Source organism: Methylorubrum podarium, assembly GCF_022179745.1.
In the GTDB taxonomy this organism is placed as follows: domain Bacteria; phylum Pseudomonadota; class Alphaproteobacteria; order Rhizobiales; family Beijerinckiaceae; genus Methylobacterium; species Methylobacterium podarium.
Genome location: NZ_BPRD01000390.1, coordinates 1 through 13251, shown reverse-complemented (window position 1 = coordinate 13251; position 13251 = coordinate 1). Strand labels below are relative to the sequence as shown.

General features: G+C 69.4%; 16 protein-coding genes. 11 read left to right on the top strand and 5 right to left on the bottom strand.

What is annotated here, in order from left to right; translation table 11 throughout:
* Positions 1-373 (bottom strand): HD domain-containing protein (locus MFF42_RS18710; RefSeq protein WP_238257088.1); only part of this gene is annotated, 373 nt, incomplete at its 3' end.
* A gap of 262 nt (positions 374-635) precedes the next feature.
* Positions 636-1382, bottom strand: coding sequence for an arsenical resistance protein ArsH (gene arsH, locus MFF42_RS18705; RefSeq protein WP_017484361.1), 747 nt, complete (start codon positions 1380-1382; stop codon positions 636-638).
* 50 nt (positions 1383-1432) lie between these two features.
* Between arsH and MFF42_RS18700 the strand changes: the two genes are divergently transcribed.
* From MFF42_RS18700 to MFF42_RS18680, 5 genes are read left to right on the top strand one after another with little or no spacing between them, the layout of a single operon-like run.
* Entirely contained in the window at positions 1433-1792 is a 360-nt protein-coding gene (locus tag MFF42_RS18700; protein WP_003596793.1) for an ArsR/SmtB family transcription factor, read from the top strand.
* Positions 1785-2312, top strand: a complete 528-nt coding sequence (locus MFF42_RS18695; RefSeq protein ID WP_003596792.1) for an arsenate reductase ArsC — start codon at positions 1785-1787, stop codon at positions 2310-2312. The genes MFF42_RS18700 and MFF42_RS18695 overlap by 8 nt, the downstream gene beginning before the upstream one ends.
* Positions 2312-2737, top strand: a complete 426-nt coding sequence (gene arsC / locus MFF42_RS18690; RefSeq protein WP_003596791.1) for an arsenate reductase (glutaredoxin) — start codon at positions 2312-2314, stop codon at positions 2735-2737. Before MFF42_RS18695 ends, arsC begins: the two co-directional genes overlap by 1 nt.
* A 7-nt stretch (positions 2738-2744) precedes the next feature.
* Positions 2745-3812, top strand: coding sequence for an ACR3 family arsenite efflux transporter (gene arsB, locus MFF42_RS18685; protein WP_003596790.1), 1068 nt, complete (start codon positions 2745-2747; stop codon positions 3810-3812).
* Entirely contained in the window at positions 3802-5082 is a 1281-nt protein-coding gene (locus tag MFF42_RS18680) for an MFS transporter (protein WP_003596788.1), read from the top strand. The genes arsB and MFF42_RS18680 overlap by 11 nt, the downstream gene beginning before the upstream one ends.
* Before the next feature lie 965 nt (positions 5083-6047).
* Here MFF42_RS18680 and MFF42_RS18675 read toward each other — a convergent pair.
* Positions 6048-6560: a hypothetical protein gene (locus MFF42_RS18675; protein ID WP_003596786.1), complete on the bottom strand. Its 513-nt coding sequence runs from the start codon at positions 6558-6560 to the stop codon at positions 6048-6050.
* A gap of 402 nt (positions 6561-6962) precedes the next feature.
* Here MFF42_RS18675 and MFF42_RS18670 point away from each other — a divergent pair, with 402 nt between their 5' ends.
* Positions 6963-7496 carry a hypothetical protein gene (locus tag MFF42_RS18670; RefSeq protein ID WP_003596784.1) on the top strand — a complete coding sequence of 178 codons (534 nt, stop codon included), beginning with the start codon at positions 6963-6965 and terminating at the stop codon, positions 7494-7496.
* A 147-nt stretch (positions 7497-7643) separates the two neighbouring features.
* The gene (locus MFF42_RS18665; RefSeq protein ID WP_003596783.1) at positions 7644-8390 is read left to right on the top strand and encodes a hypothetical protein; all 747 of its coding nucleotides are present in this window, start codon (positions 7644-7646) and stop codon (positions 8388-8390) included.
* 300 nt (positions 8391-8690) lie between these two features.
* On the opposite strand, the gene MFF42_RS18660 is transcribed toward MFF42_RS18665, so the two are convergent.
* Positions 8691-9425 (bottom strand): type II toxin-antitoxin system PemK/MazF family toxin, encoded by a 735-nt coding sequence (locus tag MFF42_RS18660; RefSeq protein WP_003596782.1) that lies wholly within the window; start codon positions 9423-9425, stop codon positions 8691-8693.
* A gap of 377 nt (positions 9426-9802) precedes the next feature.
* On the bottom strand, positions 9803-10135 hold the full coding sequence (locus MFF42_RS18655) for a helix-turn-helix domain-containing protein (protein WP_003604320.1): 333 nt from the start codon (positions 10133-10135) through the stop codon (positions 9803-9805).
* 114 nt (positions 10136-10249) lie between these two features.
* Between MFF42_RS18655 and MFF42_RS18650 the strand changes: the two genes are divergently transcribed.
* From MFF42_RS18650 to MFF42_RS18635, 4 genes are all read left to right on the top strand, one after another.
* Positions 10250-10915 (top strand): 8-oxoguanine DNA glycosylase, encoded by a 666-nt coding sequence (locus MFF42_RS18650; RefSeq protein ID WP_012455859.1) that lies wholly within the window; start codon positions 10250-10252, stop codon positions 10913-10915.
* Positions 10916-10976: 61 nt separating this feature from the next.
* On the top strand, positions 10977-11378 hold the full coding sequence (locus MFF42_RS18645; RefSeq protein WP_003604318.1) for a hypothetical protein: 402 nt from the start codon (positions 10977-10979) through the stop codon (positions 11376-11378).
* Positions 11375-12559, top strand: a complete 1185-nt coding sequence (locus MFF42_RS18640; protein WP_003604317.1) for a nucleoside 2-deoxyribosyltransferase — start codon at positions 11375-11377, stop codon at positions 12557-12559. The genes MFF42_RS18645 and MFF42_RS18640 overlap by 4 nt, the downstream gene beginning before the upstream one ends.
* The gene (locus tag MFF42_RS18635; protein ID WP_003604316.1) at positions 12556-13200 is read left to right on the top strand and encodes a 7-cyano-7-deazaguanine synthase; all 645 of its coding nucleotides are present in this window, start codon (positions 12556-12558) and stop codon (positions 13198-13200) included. The genes MFF42_RS18640 and MFF42_RS18635 overlap by 4 nt, the downstream gene beginning before the upstream one ends.
* The last annotated feature ends 51 nt before the right edge of the window (positions 13201-13251 follow it).

Genomic DNA, 13251 nt, shown 5'->3' with positions numbered 1-13251 from the left:
CGAAACCGCCGGCACCGCGCATGCAGAAATTCAGGGCGACCTCGCCGCCGTGGCCGAACGGGGGGTGGCCGAGGTCGTGGGTCATGCCCACGGCCTGGATCATGCTGAGGTCCGGGATGTATTGCCGGGCGGAATGGTCGGCATAAACCTTCTCGAACCGCCGCGCGATCCCGCCGGCGATCTGCGCGACCTCAAGCGAATGGGTGAGCCTCGTCCGGTAGAAGTCGCTGTCGCCGAGGTTCAGGATTTGCGTCTTGCCCTGCAAACGCCGGAACGACGCGGAGTGGATGACCCGGCTGTAATCGGTGGCGGCCCCATCGCGGGCGTCGTCGGCCTGGGCCTGCCATGGTTCGCGGCGGTCGTACCAATCCATATGCAATCACTTTCGCGGCTAAACTCGATCCAGGCAGCCGGTACCTCTCGGCTGCGCTGGGTACCAACGGAAAGCGTCGATGCCGCCGCGGTTCCTTGCACACGGCGCCTCCGTCCTCTTAGGAGCCTTGGCAGTTGGATGTGCGGGTCTTCCACCGTCGGTGTTTCGAGCCGCGGGACAAGGGCCGCTACGCCCGTAAGGGAGGCTGACAGCGCAATCCGCAGGCCGGGACCGAGGCTCGCTCCACGGGGGAACGGTCCGTCTACCGCTGCACGAACCCGATGTCGGCGGCGACGCCCTTGAGGCGCTCGGGCTCGCGCTCCTTACGCTCGGAGTAGCGGTCGACGAGGTAGTCGGCCCGTCCACGCATCAGGAGAGTGAACTTCATCAGCTCCTCGCAGACGTCCACCACCCGGTCGTAGAGCGGCCCGGGCTTCATTCGGCCGGCGTCATCGAACTCCTTGTAGGCCATCGGCACCGACGACTGGTTCGGGATGGTGATCATCCGCATCCAGCGCCCCAGCACCCGCAGGCTGTTGACCGCATTGAAACTCTGCGATCCGCCCGAGACCTGCATCACCGCAAGCGTCCGCCCCTGCGTCGGGCGCACCGAGCCCTCGCTCAGCGGCAGCCAGTCGACCTGGGCCTTCATCACCCCGGTCATGTTGCCGTGCCGCTCCGGGCTGACCCAGACCTGCCCCTCCGACCAGATCGAGAGCTGCCGGAGTTCCTGCACCTTCGGATGTTCGACGGGCGCGTCGTCGGGCAGCGGTAGCCCGTCCGCGTGGAATATGCGGACCTCCCCGCCCATCGCCTCCAGCAGCCGTGCCGCCTCGTAGGCCAGGAACCGGCTGAAGGACCGATCCCGGAGCGACCCGTAGAGGACGAGGAATCGAGGCGCATGGTCGAGCGGCGTCGGCGGCGCCATCCGTTCCTCGGTCGGCACCTCGAAATGCGCCTCGGAGAGGTTCGGCACCCCGTCGGCGAACGGCTGCTGGGGCTTGTCCAAGGCGCTTAACTCCTCTATGTTTCAACGATAGTTGATATGTAGGTCATTCGATGGACGAACGGCAAGCCCTCGCCGCCTTCGCCGCCCTCGGCCAGGAGCATAGGCTCCGGGTCGTGCGCGCCCTGGTCACCGCCGGTCCGGGCGGCCTCGCCGCGGGCGTCCTCGCCGAGACGGTGAACGTCGCCGGCAACAACCTGTCCTTCCACCTGAAGGAGCTCTCGCACGCCGGGCTGATCACCTCCCGGCGCGAGGGCAAGTCGGTCATCTACAGCGCCGCCTACGCCGGCCTGTCCGACCTCGTCCAGTTCCTCATGCGTGACTGCTGCCAGGGCCACCCCGAGGTGTGCGCCCCGGCCGTCGCCGCGCTCGCCGCCTGCGACTGCACCACCGGGGACACCCTCCATGCCTGAGCCAGTCTACAACGTCCTGTTCCTCTGCACCGGCAACTCGGCCCGCTCGATCCTGGCCGAGGCCATGCTCAAAAAGGAGGGCGGCGGGCGCTTCCGCGCCTTCTCGGCCGGCAGCCGACCGAAGGGCGAGCCGCACTCGCTGGCGCTGCAGGTCCTGCGGGAAAGCGACTACCCGACGGAGGGCCTGCGCTCGAAGTCGTGGGACGAGTTCGCCGGTCCCGAAGTCCCCGTCATGGATTTCGTCTTCACCGTCTGTGACAACGCCGCCGGCGAGACGTGCCCGTACTGGCCGGGCCAGCCGGTGACGGCCCACTGGGGCATCGAGGACCCCGCCGCGGCGGAGGGCTCGGAGATGGAGCGCAAGCGCGCCTTCGTCACCGCCCAGCGCTACCTCAAGAATCGGATCGCGGCCTTCGTCGCCCTGCCGCTCGGCAGCCTCGACCAGGTCGCCCTGTCGTCGAAGGTCCGCGAGATCGGCCAGATGGCCGGCGCGACCTCGGCCCGCCCGGAGGTCGCGTGATGGACGTCGTCATCTACCACAACCCCGCCTGCGGCACGTCCCGCAACACCCTGGCGATGATCCGCAACGCCGGCATCGAGCCGCACGTGGTCGAGTACCTGAAGACGCCACCGAACCGGGCGCTCCTCAAGCAGATGCTCGCCCGCGCGGGCCTCTCGGTCCGGGATGTCCTGCGCGAGAAGGGCACGCCCTACGCCGAGCTCGGCCTCGCCGACCCGGCGCTGACCGACGAGCAACTCCTCGACGCGGTCGAGGCGCACCCCGTCCTGCTCAACCGCCCGCTGGTCGTCAGCCCCAAGGGTGTGCGCCTGTGCCGCCCATCCGAGGCGGTGCTGGACCTCCTCCCCGCCCAGCAGGGGGAGTTCGTGAAGGAGGACGGCGAGCGCGTGGTCGACGAGCGCGGCCGCCGCGTCGCCACCGCTTGAGGACACCATGAGCACCTTCGAACGCTACCTGACCCTCTGGGTCGCCCTCTGCATCGTGGCCGGCATCGCCCTCGGCCACGTCATGCCCGGCTTCTTCCACGCCGTCGGCGACGCTGAGGTCGCCAAGGTGAACCTGCCGGTCGCCGTCCTGATCTGGCTCATGGTCATCCCCATGCTGCTCAAGATCGACTTCGCCTCGCTGCGCCACGTCGGGCGGCACTGGCGCGGCATCGGCGTGACGCTGTTCATCAACTGGGCCGTGAAGCCCTTCTCGATGGCGGCGCTCGGTTGGCTGTTTATCGGCTACCTGTTCCGGCCCTACCTGCCTGCCGACCAGGTCGATAGCTACATTGCCGGGCTCATCATCCTGGCGGCGGCGCCGTGCACGGCGATGGTGTTCGTCTGGTCGAACCTGACCCGCGGCGAGCCGCACTTCACTTTGAGCCAGGTGGCGCTCAACGACACCATCATGGTGGTGGCCTTCGCGCCCCTCGTCGGCCTGCTGCTCGGCCTGTCGGCCATCACCGTGCCCTGGGGCACGCTGGTGCTGTCGGTGGTGCTCTACATCGTCGTTCCGGTGATCATCGCCCAGGTCGTGCGCCGCGCCCTCCTCGCCTCGGGCGGGCAGCCGGCGCTCGACCGGCTGCTCGCCAAGCTCGGGCCGGCCTCGCTCGTGGCGCTCCTCGCGACCCTGGTGCTGCTGTTCGGCTTCCAGGGCGAGCAGATCCTGGCGCAGCCCGCGGTGATAGCGCTCCTGGCGGTACCTATCCTCATCCAGGTCTACCTGAACTCGGGACTGGCCTACATCCTGAACCGCGCCGCGGGCGAGCAGCACTGCGTGGCCGGGCCCTCGGCACTGATTGGCGCCTCGAACTTCTTCGAGCTCGCGGTGGCGGCCGCGATCAGCCTGTTCGGCTTCAACTCGGGCGCGGCGCTGGCCACCGTGGTCGGCGTCCTCATCGAGGTCCCGGTCATGCTTTCCGTCGTATGGATCGTGAACCGCTCGCAGGGCTGGTACGAGCGTGGAGCGGCCGGCAAGGCAGCGGCGCTGAAGCCTGCCTCCCGTGAGGTCTGAGGTCCACAACCGCCTCGTCGTCATCTCGGCCCTGGGCGTGGTGGAGATCCTCGCCTGGGGCTCGTCCTTCTACTTGCCGGCGGTGCTCGCGGGGCCCATCGCCGCCGACACGGGTTGGCCGCTCGCCTGGGTGGTCGGGGGGCTGTCCGTCGGCCTGCTGGTCGCGGCAATCGCCTCGCCCCGGGTCGGGATCGCCATCCACCGGCACGGGGGTCGGCCGGTCCTTGTATCTGCGGCCTTGCTGCTAGCGGGTGGCCACTTGGTGATCGGCCTGGCACCGAACCTTCCGGTGTTCCTGTCCGGCTGGCTGGTCATTGGGCTCGGGATGGGCTGCGGCCTCTACGACCCGGCCTTCGCCACCCTCGGCCGGCTCTACGGCGACGAGGCGCGCCCGGCCATCACCACCCTGACCCTATGGGGTGGGTTCGCCAGCACCGTCTGCTGGCCGCTCTCGGCCCTTCTCGTCGAGCAGGTCGGCTGGCGCTCGACATGTCTTGCCTATGCCGGGCTGCACCTCTTCGTCACGCTTCCCCTGGTGCTCGGTCTGATCCCTGAGGCGCCTGCCTTGGCTAACGGCGGGGACGTAAAACACCTTGGCGAGGCGCCGCTCACCTCGCGGGAACGGCGCGCCTTCGCGCTGATGGCCGGCGTGCTGGTTTTCGGCGGCACCGTGATGACGTTGATCTCGGTCCACCTGATTACCTTGCTGCAGGCACGCGGCGTGGCCTTTGCCGCCGCCGTATCCTACGGCGCCCTGATCGGGCCGTCCCAGGTCGGAGCCCGCGTTGTCGAGATGGCCAATAAGGGGCGGCACCACCCGCTCTGGACGCTAAACGTGGCCATGGCCCTCGTGGCGTTCGGGCTGGCAATCCTGGCATTGGGCATTCCTGCGGTCGGCATCGCCTTGGTGCTCTACGGTGCCGGCAACGGGATCTACTCGATCGCGAGAGGCACGGTGCCGCTCGCCCTGTTCGGGTCGGAACGCTACCCGGTTCTGGCGGGGCGGCTCGCCCGGCCGAGCCTGATCGCCCAGGCTCTTGCTCCGTCGCTGGGGGCCACGGTCCTCACCTACGGCGGCCCCGATTTGGCCTATGCCCTTCTGGCGGTGCTCGCGCTCGCGAACGTCGGTTTGGCAGGCGCCTTGTGGGGCACACGACCGGAAGCGGTCGGCATCCCTGGCGAGGCCGAGGCGGTTTCGAAGAACAGGTGCTTCGCGTCAGCAGCCAAGCCGAAAGGCCGCCTTCGAAACGGCCCCCCTTCTTCGCTCTAGGTTGCTTCAGTGCAGAACAATGGTGCCCGGCACCGGAATACCGGGTTGAGCATCATAAGGTGGCCGGTTCGGCACCACATCCAGGCGGCAGTGGCCCGTCCACGTCGGCCTCTGGCGGCCGCGCAAAGCACCCGATGTCATTGATCTTTCAACAATTTGTGGCAGACATCTCTAAATTGGGCGACTGGTCTCCGCTGGCTCCCGAGCCTCCGCTTGGGAGCCAGCGGAGGCCGGTCGCCCAAATGTCTGCTCTCTGCGATATCTATCTGTACATGCGCGATTTTTTTGATTTTGGGTGGTTACGTGTCCTCAGGATCCTGTAGTAGATAACTGGCCTCCTACGCCCGGGCCCGGAAACCGAAACGAAGAACGGCATCTCGGCAGTTTCGTGCCATGCATGGCTGCCGCCGCCTTGTCGCTAGAGTGGTGTTCAAGTCTGCTAACCGCAGCAATCGGAGCACCGCGGCCGAGCGCTTACTGGAATTAGCCAGTGCGCAGCATCCGTGTGATCCCGAGCGCCCTCGTGGGCCATCGCCCCGCGGGCGCGACGCACGTCCATGCACACGACGTGGAACACCGCGACTTCGGTCATCCGCCCGCACGGCCGGCCCGCCAGCGCCCGTCTCCTGTCCGCAGCCGATCAGCGACAGGCCGAGGGCACCCAGCGACGCCGCCGCTCACGCGCGATATTGGCTTCGCTGATGATGCCGTCGTCCTCGTCGGCGACGCATGCGCAGGTCTCAAGCCAGCGAGGCGTCGATACGGGTCTAGCAGCGCATGAGCCGTGCCCATACGGTCGGTCGCGAGCGGAACCCGGCAGACCGGCCGGCCATCTCGGCAGCTTGCCACGATCCGCGGCTCGGGGAAGGCTGGCGATGGCCCGGTCACCTGATCCAAGTCGTGACCGATCCGCCCGAAACCGCTGCCCCCCCGGGCGACGTGACCTGTACGTCGGAGTCCTTCGATCAGCGTGGTCGATCCGGCGGAAGCGGAAACCGCTGCGGCACCTCCCGCGACCGTCGCTTATGGTCCAGGAGATCCAGGGCCCAATCCGGCCTCGGCGCGACGGATGCTTCGTACAATTCACGGTATGCTTCAGGTGTCAGCCAAGTGCCGACGGGATGACGTCCGGTCAGGCGCAGGAAGGCGCTCAGCGATAGGCAAACTGGCGGCGGCAGGCCGACGACGGTCTGGAGAGCGCAGCTTGAACTCTTGCTGCGCTGTCCCACGATACGCGTGTTGATGAGGCTCATGGCCCCGGCCCGGGCATCCGGGCCGACGAGTTCCTCGTCGAGCGGCGTGGGCGTGCCGGGCGTTTCAAGCGCCGAAAGCAACTCGCTCCAGGACTGCCACCCCCACGCCAGCGCGACGACCTGTCGAGCGGTCGCCTCGGCGATAGGCTGCCGGACATTGGCGAGTTGCGCGCGCAGGGCGTGCACCTTGCGGTTTGCGAAGAAGATCGAGGACGGGCGGAACATCGCGGACCATGGGACTGCGTACGGTGAGCCAATGGATTCAGCTCGCTACGGAGCGGTCAAGGCAAGGCCGCGTCCGAAGCTGCTTCGGGTCGCCCCGGCCAGGACGAGGTCCGGCTGGAAAGGCGCCTTGCCCCTTCACCGCCGCCGCCCAGGCGGCGACCTGGTCCGCGACCTGGGCGCCTGTTCCGTCGCCGAGCGCGGGAGCGGTCGGGTACGTTGTCGCCTTCCCCACGTCGGCGGCCGACCCACGTCCACCAGGATCTCTGCAATCCGCCGTGGCCATCCCTCCGCCGTGACGCGAAACTCCCTGTGGATAAATCGCGTCGCCTCTAACCCCGCTTAGATATCCATGTGGACGTGTAACCGTCGGAGGTTAGTGTGGCGCAACGGAGGTGCGGCACCATGGGCGACTCGGATTGGGCGGCGGAGCGGGCTGAGGAATACTGGCGGCTCCACGCGGAACCCGTGCTCAAGCGCGTCGTCATCGACGCCTTCCTGTCCGGAACGGCGGCCGTGCCCCCTGCCTTGGCGAACTGGCTGGCATCGGCGCCCATCGGGCGCGGTGCCGAGGCTGTCACGCCGCCTCCATCCCCGGAGCCTGCGCAGCAGGTGCCGCCAAGCGCCAAGGAGGTCGCGGCACCGCAAGCCGGTCCTCGGCCCAAGAGGTCCCCCCGCCCGCTCAAGGGGGTGAGCGCCGCTGCGTACGACCTCGTCAAGCGCGCAGGCAAGCCCCTGACATCCCGGGAGCTGCTCGGACAGCTGAGGGACTGGGACGGGGGCGAGCGGACCGAGGCGCGCGACAATTCCCTCCTGGCCGCGATGCGGCGGCTTCGCAAGGCCGGTTGGGTCGACTTCGACGGGACGCATTACAGCCCGTCGGCGAAGAGGCCCCGCAGCAAAGGCAGGTCCGGTCCCGCCGGGCCGGGTCGGGTCTGATCGCCCGCCCATGGCAAGGCGAATCCATCGCCTCGCAGATCGGCTCCCTGCGCAGGAAGGCAGGGCGCTGGCGGAGATCGAGACCCGGCAAGCCCGCGGCCTACCGCCCGTTCGACCATCCAACGCAAACATGGACTCGGAGCGCACATGACCACCTCGTTCGGCGACGCGCGTCGCCTGCACGTCCTGTCTCTCGTCGCCCTGCTCTCGGTCGTGACGCCGCCGCGCAGCCGGGCCGCCGACGGAACCATGAGCGAGCACGAGATCGCTCCCGGCATGGTCATCCGCGGCCTGGTCACCGCGGCGGGCGCGCGGGCCTTTCGCCTGATCGTGCGGGGAACGCTCGTTGCCTCCTTGACCGCGAGGGATGGGGCGCCGCCGACCGGGTACTGCCTCGTTGGAGAGTGGTTGTCCGTGCTGGAGGCACTGGCTGCGCCATGGCGCGCGTTCGCCGGCGAGACCTCGCCGCGGAACTTCGTACCGCCGCGCCGGTCGCATTCCGAGCGCTCACCCTTCGTCGCACGGTTCCCGGCGCGCCAAGCCCGCCTCACGGGCCCGAAGCTCGTTCGGTTCCTCGCCGAGTGCACCGCTTCCCTAGGAGCGAAGGACTCGATGCGCGGCGATGAAATCGCCCTCGTCGTCGGCACGCCGGAGACCCGAGTTCGGATCGCGTGCAGCGGTGCCGAACTTCACGTCCTGGTCCATCGAGAGCGGCGCTTGGTCATGGCCGGCACCCTGTCGCGCCTCGACCTGAGTCGGCCCGGGCGCACGCGCTGCTGCATCGGTCGCCAGTGGCTGCCCGAGTTGTTGGATTGGTTCTGGGCCGTATCCGACGATGTCGATCCTGCAGACCTCGTTCGGTTCTGCCAGGGTGCCGCCTCGGATCGGCCCTAGCCGGCGTCGGCCGATGGCGCCGACGCCCGGATGCAGGGCCGGCCCTCGCCAAGCTTAAGCTCTCGCCTCTCGGGCCGTGACGTGTGCCAGGAAGGAGCGCAGCGTGGGTGTACGGCGGTCCTTGTGCGTTCGAGGCGCATACCGCCAACGAAAAAGCCCCGCCTGAGCGGAGCTTTCGTTTGAGGGGAATACCCGCGGGCAAACCCCGACCTCCGATGGCGAGCATCTTCGGTCAGCTGAAAAGACGGTGTGACCCGCCTCCAGCGAGTGAGAGGGATATCGCATATCCGCCTCGCCGGGTCAATGATCGAGGCCCAGCACGGTTCCGAGGAGCGCTCGGATGCCGGCGAGCTCGGCGGGCGAGATGGACGGCAGCGCCGGGCGGCGGTTCACGTTGACCTGCCACAGCCGGACCAGGGAAACGGTATAGATGTGGTCGCAGACGGCCCAAACCGGGTCGGTCTGGTGGAAGAAGGGATACGTGCCCGGCTCGAACCGGAAATGATGGGTGTTGTTCTCCCGGGGCGGGCTCTTGCTCACCGGCACCACCGTGCAGCGCCCGGCGGCGCCGGCCGAGCGCGAGGACACGACGATCGCCCGCCGTTCCTTCTGCATCTCCGGCTTCACGAGGTAGGTGAAATCGCACATCACGACCCGGCCGGGGCTCGGAGCGTGCGGAACCGGCCGCCTGACCTCGGCCGTGCGGCGCGTGACGACCGAACCTTCCAGCGTCGTCAGGAACGCGTCCGCCTTCGCGGCGGCGATGCCGCCGCGAACCAGCGCCGTCTTCAGCTTGGTCCGCTCGTACTGCGCGGTGGCCTTCTCCGACAGGAAGCAGTGGCGCAACGCGCTGGCCACCGCCTCCGCGGCCTCTTCGGCGAAGCCTCCCTCGCACAGCCGGTCGAGGCAAGCCTCGCCGTCGAAGCGGGTATCGGGATGCCGGGAAATCTCCATCAATCCGCCGACGGCGAGCGCCTCGCCCTGGGCGAAGCCGAGATCCGTCATGGCCTTGAACATGCGAAAGGCGTGGGGCACCCCGAGACAAATGCTCCTGCCGATGGGAAGGCGATGGCGTAGCCCGGGCGACGTCGCGTCGGGCAGGCCGAGGGCGAGCCGATCCGTTCGAAGTCGGCAAACACCTCGGCCGACGCCGTATCCGCACGCCGGACCATTGTCATCCCACGCCGAAGGGGCCGAGCGCCGCCGGCGCCCGGGCGCCGCGATCATGCCGGGGCCTACCCGCCGTGGATGCATTCGTTTGAGCGACCAGGCCCGGGGGGGGCGGCACCCGCGCTCGTCATCGAGGCGCCGGGTCCCGCCGCCCGGGCGCGCCGCCTCGGCCTGGTCCCGGGGCACGTTCCATCCGGCGCCGAGAACGACGGTTCCCGACCTTGCCGCACCGCCCGGCGCGGCTATTCGTTTTCATTCAAGAGCGCCACCGCGGCCTCCAGGAGCGCTCGGAACGCGACCGACTGCCGTGCAGCCGCCTCCACGCGCAGCGTCAGGTTCGAGAAAGCCGCGGGATCCTCCGACGGGTGCGCACCGATGAACCGAACCGCGGCGAGATGCAGCGCGGGTCTAGGCTTATGTTGCCCTGCCAATAGCTTCGATATGGTCGCCTGGCTCGCGCCGAGGATCTTGGCAAGGGCAGCCTGCGTAAGCCCGCGCTCTCGACGCACGCGACCGAGGGCAATCGCCAGCGCATGCGCATCCCCGCCGTCAGCCGCCCGCTTGCTTCCGCTCATGAAGTCAATAAAATCGAATGATAACGAATAATCAAGGCGCGCAGGATGCAGGCTCAGACGTCCGGGAGGACGCGGTCGGTCGCGACGATTCCCGCGGACCCGGAGGCCGAATTGATGCCGGGGGTGCGGTGGGGGCGCCCGGAATGGGTGCCGAGTGCCGCGTTCTGGGCTTTCATGGTCGGTCGGGCCAGCGAGCCGGTCGACGGGTTCGTGGGGCGGGAGGTCAGCCTGGCCCACGAGATCGGCTTCTGTCTGCTCGGGGGCTACGGCATCACGGCCGAGGTCAACCACGCGGTCCATCGCGCGCTCGCCGCGGATGGGATCTTCGAGCCGGGCCGTCGTCCCGGGGCCGATGAGATCGAGGCCCTCCTGCGCAGGCCGGTCCGCATCGGCGAAAGGTCGGTGCGCTACCGCTTCCCGAAGCAGAGGGCGGGCAGGCTCGCCGACGCGCTGACGCTCATCGAGACCGATCCTCCGCCGTCGAGCGACGCCCTGGCCTTCCGACGCCACCTGATGCGCCTGCCCGGCGTCGGTCCGAAGACCGCCTCGTGGGTCACCCGGAACTGGCTGGGCTCGGACGAGGTCGCCATCCTCGACATTCACATCATCCGTGCAGGCCTCCTGATCGGCCTGTTCGAGCGGCCGATCCGCCTCCCGCGGGACTACGAGGCGCTCGAACGGCGCTTCCTGCAGTTCTGCGTGGCCCTGGACGCGAAGCCGTCGCTGGTCGATGCCGTCATGTGGCGGGCGATGCGCAACATCGGCCGGGGACCGGTTTGACCGGCGACGGCGGAGGCCGATAAGAAATCAGGTCTCCTTCACCAGTGGCCGGGCAAGCGGGATGTCGGGGGGCAGCAAGAAAAGTTCGGGCCGTCGCCTGGTCGCGCCGGCCGGTGCAGGGCCGGGCGCGCCGAGCTCGACCGCCGGATCGGAGGGCGGGAATGCGCCGACGGGCTCGCCCTGCGACCTCAGTTACGACGTCGAACTGACCGGGGTCCGGGCCGACGTCGTCGCCGTCGTGCGCATCGGCGACGTCCTGGACGTCGCGCTGCACAGGGCGGGTGCGTTCGAGACCGCCGTGTGCCGTACCCGCCCCGCCGGGCAGGTGGTCGGCACGCTGGCGAACGTCGAAGGCCTCGACGAACTTCTCGGTTGCCTGCGCACCCACCACCGCTACGCGGCGACCGTGACGCAGGTCGGCCGCCTCCTCTGTCGCGTCGCCATCGCACCGGTGCTGGGTTGATCGTCGCCGGAGGGTCCTACCTGGAGATCTGCGAGATCCCGCGCTGGCGCCGGCTGTTCGGTTCGGGCGGCCGTGCCGCCGCGGCGGTCGGGCAGCTCTCGCCGGGCAGCAGCCTTCACACCTATGCCTTCGCAGGCTGGGCCCGCGACGTCGAGAGCTCGATGCACGCCTGCGGGGTGACGGCGACGGTAATGCCCATCGCCGAGGAGATCAGCTTCGGCTACTTCCATGCCCTGTCGCCGGCCACGCTGCGGCCCGGCGTGCCGACGCGACACCCGGCCCTCTCGGTCGACGGGCGGGTCGTGCTGCGTTTCGGCTTCGTGGAGGGCGACGCGGTCGTGTCCGCGGAGCGGGCGGTCCACGACCCGCAGGGCGACGACGTTGTCCCGTTCCGCGCCAACGGGTCCCGGGCCGAGGCCCTGGCCGTAGTCCTGAACGAGGGGGAGGCGGAGGGGGCGACGGGCGAGGAGGGGCCGGCCGCAGGCGAGGCCGTTCTCGCCCTGCACGCGGCCGACGTGGTCGTGGTCAAGCGTGGCTGCTCGGGCGCGACCGTCCACCGGCCTGGTCGCGACCCCGTCGCGGTGCCCGCTTATCGATCCGCCCGCGTGTTCAAGATCGGCTCGGGCGACGTCTTCAGCGCCGCCTTCGCGCATCACTGGGGCGAGCGCGGCCTCGACGCCGCGGCGGCGGCCGACCTGGCGTCGCGCGCGGTCCACCATTTCGTCGACACGCGCTCGCTGCCGCTGCCCGCGGCCGCCGACCTCGCCGACCAGGCGCTCGCACCCGTGGGCGGGGAGCCCGGCCGCGTCTACCTCGCGGCCCCGTTCTTCCACATCGCCCAACGCTGGCTCGTCGAGGAGGCACGGGACCGGCTGCACGCCCTCGGCGCGTCTGTCTTCTCGCCGTTGCACGACGTGGGCACGGGGGGCGGCGCCGTCGCCCTCGCCACCGCCGACCTCGCGGGGCTCGACGGCTGCCAAGCCGTGCTCGCCCTGCTCGACGGGGCGGACCCGGGCTCGATCTTCGAGGTTGGACATGCGCGGGCGCGCGGCATCCCAGTGGTCGTGCTGGCCGAACGCCTCGACGAGCATCACCTGACCATGCTGGCCGGCACCGGCTGCGAGGTCGTCGACGATTTCGCCTCCGCCCTCTATCGGGTCGTGTGGGCCTCGCTGCGATGAGGGTTCTGCTGTTTTCCGGCGGCCTCGATTCGACCGCCCTCGCTTGGTGGCAGAGGCCGGACGCCTGCCTGTTCGTCGATTACGGCCAGCGGCCGGCGGCGGGCGAAAGGGCGGCTGCGACGTCCATCGCGGCCGAGTTCGGGCTGCGGCTCGAAACGCTTCAGGTCGACCTGTCCGGGCTTGGCCTCGGGCCCCTGGCCGGCGGGGAGCCCGCCGCGCTCGCGCGTGCCCCCGAATGGTGGCCCTACCGCAACCAGATCCTGGTCACCCTCGCAGGCATGCGCTTCGTCGCGGAAGGCCTGTCGGAGATCCTCATCGGAACGGTGGCGACCGATGTCCACGCCGACGGACGCGCCCCATTCCTGCGGACGCTCGACCGACTGATGCGGCTCCAGGAGGGTGGGGTGCGCGTCGTGGCGCCCGCACGGCACCTGAGCGGGCCGGCCCTTCTCGCGGCGTCCGGCCTTCCCGCCTCGGCGCTCGGTGCGACATTCTCCTGTCACGTCATGGAATATGCCTGCGGGCAGTGCCGCGGATGCGAGAAGCATCGCGAGACCTTGCGGTCGTTCGGCCTGCGGTCCGACGTGAAGGCATCCCGCGCGGCCCCGGACCGACCGGACGCGGCGCGGGCGGAGGGTTGACGAATGGGCGGAGGGCTCCCACCCAAACGCCGCCGCATGCCGTACGGCATG

Excerpts from the sequence above, each read along its gene's own strand:
- MFF42_RS18650 (WP_012455859.1), top strand. The coding sequence starts at position 10,250 with ATGCCGGGGGTGCGGTGGGGGCGCCCGGAATGGGTGCCGAGTGCCGCG.
- MFF42_RS18635 (WP_003604316.1), top strand. The coding sequence starts at position 12,556 with ATGAGGGTTCTGCTGTTTTCCGGCGGCCTCGATTCGACCGCCCTCGCT.
- MFF42_RS18675 (WP_003596786.1), bottom strand. The coding sequence starts at position 6,560 with ATGTTCCGCCCGTCCTCGATCTTCTTCGCAAACCGCAAGGTGCACGCC.
- arsC (WP_003596791.1), top strand. The coding sequence starts at position 2,312 with ATGGACGTCGTCATCTACCACAACCCCGCCTGCGGCACGTCCCGCAAC.
- MFF42_RS18665 (WP_003596783.1), top strand. The coding sequence starts at position 7,644 with ATGACCACCTCGTTCGGCGACGCGCGTCGCCTGCACGTCCTGTCTCTC.
- MFF42_RS18645 (WP_003604318.1), top strand. The coding sequence starts at position 10,977 with ATGTCGGGGGGCAGCAAGAAAAGTTCGGGCCGTCGCCTGGTCGCGCCG.
- MFF42_RS18700 (WP_003596793.1), top strand. The coding sequence starts at position 1,433 with ATGGACGAACGGCAAGCCCTCGCCGCCTTCGCCGCCCTCGGCCAGGAG.
- arsB (WP_003596790.1), top strand. The coding sequence starts at position 2,745 with ATGAGCACCTTCGAACGCTACCTGACCCTCTGGGTCGCCCTCTGCATC.
- MFF42_RS18655 (WP_003604320.1), bottom strand. The coding sequence starts at position 10,135 with ATGAGCGGAAGCAAGCGGGCGGCTGACGGCGGGGATGCGCATGCGCTG.
- MFF42_RS18670 (WP_003596784.1), top strand. The coding sequence starts at position 6,963 with ATGGGCGACTCGGATTGGGCGGCGGAGCGGGCTGAGGAATACTGGCGG.
- MFF42_RS18695 (WP_003596792.1), top strand. The coding sequence starts at position 1,785 with ATGCCTGAGCCAGTCTACAACGTCCTGTTCCTCTGCACCGGCAACTCG.